Raw genomic sequence first — 3,870 nt, forward strand, 5'->3', positions numbered from 1 at the left:
AGAGCCGTGGAAGACGACCACGTGGATAGGCTGGATGTGCAAGCGCGGTAACGCGCTGAGCTGACCAGTACTAATCGCTCGATCGGCTTGATCGCTCTCATGATCCGTGTCCGGATCGACCAATACAACCACAACACGATGAAGACACATACATATGCTTGCCGGACGAACGTGCTTGGCCGGTCTGGTGGTCTGAGCGGGGTGATCAGTACCCGATCCCATCTCGAACTCGGCCGTTAACCGCCCCAGCGCCTATGGTACTGTGTCTCAAGACACGGGAGAGTCGGTCACCGCCAGACCTGCCAAGCACGTCACGTTCCCTCATTACGACAACACCCTGGCGCGGGGTGGAGCAGCCCGGTAGCTCGTCAGGCTCATAACCTGAAGGTCACAGGTTCAAATCCTGTCCCCGCAACCAAACACCTGAGAAGCCCGTCGGCGAAAGCCGGCGGGCTTTCTCGCGTTCAGGTGATCCGCCGGATGCTCTCGGCGATCTCGGGGGCGTCGAGGCAGCCGAGCCAGTCGTCGCGCATCAGGCGCGGCTTGCCGAACTGGATCGCCTTGTTGCAGGCCTCCGAGAATACGCCGTCGATCTCCTTGAAGGTGACCGCCGCCAGGATGTTGAGGTGGCCGAGCAGGAAGTCGCGGGCGCAGGTTTCCGGCACGCCGCGGCGCACGGTCTCGTCCATCGCCTCGCGCATCACCGCGAGCAGCGTGGCGCAGACGGTCTCGGACAGGCCGGGCTCGAGGAGCGCCATCTGCTCCACCGTGACCCGGTGCGAGCGCAGGATCGGCGCCCAGATCGTCGTCGCGACCCGCTCGCCGAGGGAATAGGCCTCCTCCGGCCCCTGCATCAGGGCGTTCACGATCGACTGCCGCGCGGCGATGCCGCCGAAATGGTCGCGTCGCCCCGCCTCCGTCGTCTCGTCGTTGAAGATCGGCGGGTGGCAGGGATGGGTGACGAAGTAGGTCAGGTCCGGCCGCTCGGGCAGATGTCCGGCGAAGGGCGCGGCGGCATCGAGGATCACCACCATCGTGCCGGGCTTGAGATTCGGCGACAGGGCATGGGAGACGCGGCCGATCAGGGTGTCGGGCACGGCCAGCACCACCACCTCGGCGCGGTCGAGGGCGGCCTCCGCCTCGACGCAATCGAGGCCGAACTCGCTCTTCAGGCGCTGACGCCCGGCCTCGCCGACCTCGACCGGGGCGATCCGGAACGCGGACCCCACCAAGTTGCGGGCGAGCCGCATTCCCATCTTCCCTCCGGCCCCGAACAGGGCGATCGTCTCGGTCATGGCGCGTCCTCCCGCGGGCGGCCCCCGGTCGTCGGGCCCGTTCAGGGGCCTCTTGCCGGATGGCGGCGGGCCCGAGAGTGGCGGCGGAAGGCGGCCGCGGCAATCGGATTCGTCGTCGTCGCGGCCGCGTGAAGGGGACGTCAAGGGATCGTGGCCAGGGAATCGGGGCATATGCCGGGACGATCGGCGGGGAGGAACGACGGATGACGCGGCGCGCCCTGTTGCAGGCCTGTCTGGGAGGCGCGGGCCTGATGGCCCTCTCGCCGCTTGCCGTCGCGGCCGAGAGCCCGGCGGCGAGCGCCCCGATCGTGTGGCGGATGCCGACCGAGTACCCCGCCAGCACGATGCCGGGCGAGGGCCTCGCCACCTTCGCCCGGCGCGTGGCCGAGCGCAGCGGCGGCGCGCTCGCGGTGCGGCCGAGCTTCGATGCCGCCGCGGGCCTGCGCTCGGGGGCGATGATCGGCGCGGTGGAGGCCGGCACGGTCGAGGCGGCCGATGCCTTCACGGGGCCGCTCGCGGCGGTCGATCCGCTCTTCGGGCTCTCGTCCCTGCCCTTCCTGGCGACCTCGATCGAGGAAGCGCGGGCGTTGGCGGGGATCGCCCGGCCGGCCTATGCGCGGGCGCTGGCTCGGCATGGCCAGCGGCTGCTCTACGTCACGCCCTGGGCGCCGTCGGGGATCTGGTCGCGCCACGCCCTCGCGGGCGCCGCCGACCTGCAGGGCCTGCGGATCCGCACCTACGATGCGACGTCGGCCGCCGTCCTCGCGGCAGCCGGCGCGCGGTCCGTGAACCTATCCCAGGCCGATGCGATCCCGCAGGTGAAGGCCGGCGCCGTCGACGCGATGCTCTCATCCGGCGACGGCGGCGTCGGGCGGCGCCTGTGGGAGCAGCTGCCGCACTTCCTGGCGGTCCAATACGCGATGCCGATCTCGATCGCCTTGGTCTCGGGGGCCGCCTACGATGCCCTGCCGGACACCCTGCGCCACGCCGTCGACGAGGCGGCGGCCGAGACCGAGGCCCGCCAATGGGCGGCGATCCGCACCCGCCTCGACGAGAACTTCTCCCGGATGCGCCAGAACGGCGTCGTCATCGCCGATCCGCCGCCGCCCGAGATCACCGGGGCCCTCGCCCGTGCCGGCGAAGCGGCCGTGGCGGCCTGGGTGAAGGACACCGGCGCGGAGGGAGAGCGGATCCTTGCGGCCTATCGCGGGCGCTGAACCGGGAGAGAGAGGCGGTCATGCCGCCAGCCCGGCCCGTTCCCGCTTCGCGGCTTCCAGCCGAAACTCCGCCTCCTCCAGCCCGAGCGGCGGCGCCTGCCGGCCGATGCCCAGGGCCTCGTCGAGGATCGCCACCGCCTCGGCCCAGGCGCCGGGCCAGAACAGGGCAGCGGCCTCGGCCGCATCGGCGGCCGTGCGGGCATCGATCTCGGCGGCGAACAGCGCGGCGCGGGCCGCGGCCGCCGCGCGGGCGCCGCGCACCCAGGTGCCCTGGCGCCCGGCGGCCTCGGCCAGCGAGCCCGCGGACCAGGCGGCGTGGCGGGCCACGGTGACCGCCCGGTCCAGCTCCGCCGCAGCACGGCAGGCGGCGGCATGGGGCGCCAGCCCGGACCGCTCCAGCACCGGCGGCAGCAGGCGGCGTACGCCTTGCAGGACGAGATGGGCCGTGCGCGCCGCCTCGATCCCGGGCGCATCGGCCGAACCGGCGAGGCGGAGCACGAACGCCATCAGCCGCGGGCGCTCGGCATCCGGCATCGCATCGTTGAGGCCGAGCGCGTAGGTCGCGAGCGGACCCGAGAAACAGGGTGGGCAATCCGCCGAGGAGCGGATCGCCCGGTACGGCAGACCCGCGGCGACGATGGCCGCCTCGTTGATGCAGGTGCCGCCGTCGGGACCCGGAAAGGCATGCGAGCCCGGCAGCAAGCGCCAGTTCAGGAGAGTGTCGAAGGGGCCGGACATGGGGTCTCCCGCCGGGGTTTCGCGATCCGTACCCGGTGAAACTGGCAGGATTCCCGGCCGGCGGCGAGCCCTCTCCGCGCGCCGCTTCGACGGTGCGGGCGAGCCGGCGACGGGCAACCAGTCGGCTGCGGCATCGCGCCCCCACCCTGGACGGGTTGCGCGGACAGAACATATAGTGAACATTAACGCTGACGGGCATCGCCGGAGGATCGGGGCCCGGGATCGGGTCCGAGGAGAGAGGCACGGCATGACGCGCTACCGCTTCCACTGCACCAACGGCTCCGAGTGCATCCTCGATGCGGAGGGCAGCCTCGTGCGGGGCCCGGACGCCCTCGCCCGTCGCGCCCGGCAGGTCGCCGCGGCGGCGCAGCGGAGCCTCGGCCCGGGGGACGACGGGGCCGCCTGGCGGGTGAGCGTGCACGACCTCACCGGCCGGCAGGTCTGGGTCGAGCCGTTCGTCGTGCGGGAGACGGCGCTCGCGGCGTAGCCCGCGCGTCAATCGCTCGCCAGGAACGTGTCGTAGACGGCGCGGATGCGCGGCAGGTCCGCCTCCGCCGCCCAGGCCTCGACGATCTCGCGGTAGGCCGGGCTCGCCCGCTCGGCCGCCAGCACCGCATCGA

At 72.3% G+C, this 3,870-nt stretch carries 4 protein-coding genes, 1 tRNA gene and 2 rRNA genes; 5 read left to right on the forward strand and 2 right to left on the reverse strand.

What is annotated here, in order from left to right; all coding sequences use genetic code 11:
* The 3 genes from FF100_RS31825 to FF100_RS31835 form a co-directional block, all read left to right on the forward strand.
* Positions 1–95 (forward strand): 23S ribosomal RNA (locus tag FF100_RS31825); the annotation flags it as partial.
* An 88-nt stretch (positions 96–183) separates the two neighbouring features.
* Positions 184–299, forward strand: a 5S ribosomal RNA gene (rrf, locus tag FF100_RS31830).
* A 42-nt stretch (positions 300–341) separates the two neighbouring features.
* A tRNA-Met gene (locus FF100_RS31835) sits at positions 342–418 on the forward strand.
* A 46-nt stretch (positions 419–464) separates the two neighbouring features.
* Here FF100_RS31835 and FF100_RS31840 read toward each other — a convergent pair.
* On the reverse strand, positions 465–1,295 hold the full coding sequence (locus FF100_RS31840; protein WP_139040048.1) for a phosphogluconate dehydrogenase C-terminal domain-containing protein: 831 nt from the start codon (positions 1,293–1,295) through the stop codon (positions 465–467).
* 203 nt (positions 1,296–1,498) lie between these two features.
* On the opposite strand from FF100_RS31840, the gene FF100_RS31845 reads away from it, so the two are divergent.
* Positions 1,499–2,512: a TRAP transporter substrate-binding protein gene (locus FF100_RS31845; protein WP_171070412.1), complete on the forward strand. Its 1,014-nt coding sequence runs from the start codon at positions 1,499–1,501 to the stop codon at positions 2,510–2,512.
* Between the two features lie 18 nt (positions 2,513–2,530).
* Here FF100_RS31845 and FF100_RS31850 read toward each other — a convergent pair whose 3' ends face one another.
* Positions 2,531–3,250, reverse strand: a complete 720-nt coding sequence (locus tag FF100_RS31850; RefSeq protein ID WP_139040050.1) for a hypothetical protein — start codon at positions 3,248–3,250, stop codon at positions 2,531–2,533.
* A gap of 247 nt (positions 3,251–3,497) precedes the next feature.
* On the opposite strand from FF100_RS31850, the gene FF100_RS31855 reads away from it, so the two are divergent.
* A complete protein-coding gene (locus FF100_RS31855; protein WP_139040051.1) occupies positions 3,498–3,737 on the forward strand; it encodes a DUF6894 family protein in 240 nt (79 codons plus the stop codon).
* Positions 3,738–3,870 lie beyond the last annotated feature (133 nt).

It is taken from the genome of Methylobacterium terricola (assembly GCF_006151805.1).
Lineage (GTDB): Bacteria > Pseudomonadota > Alphaproteobacteria > Rhizobiales > Beijerinckiaceae > Methylobacterium > Methylobacterium terricola.

Excerpts from the sequence above, each read along its gene's own strand:
- FF100_RS31840 (WP_139040048.1), bottom strand. The coding sequence starts at position 1,295 with ATGACCGAGACGATCGCCCTGTTCGGGGCCGGAGGGAAGATGGGAATG.
- FF100_RS31845 (WP_171070412.1), top strand. The coding sequence starts at position 1,499 with ATGACGCGGCGCGCCCTGTTGCAGGCCTGTCTGGGAGGCGCGGGCCTG.
- FF100_RS31850 (WP_139040050.1), bottom strand. The coding sequence starts at position 3,250 with ATGTCCGGCCCCTTCGACACTCTCCTGAACTGGCGCTTGCTGCCGGGC.
- FF100_RS31855 (WP_139040051.1), top strand. The coding sequence starts at position 3,498 with ATGACGCGCTACCGCTTCCACTGCACCAACGGCTCCGAGTGCATCCTC.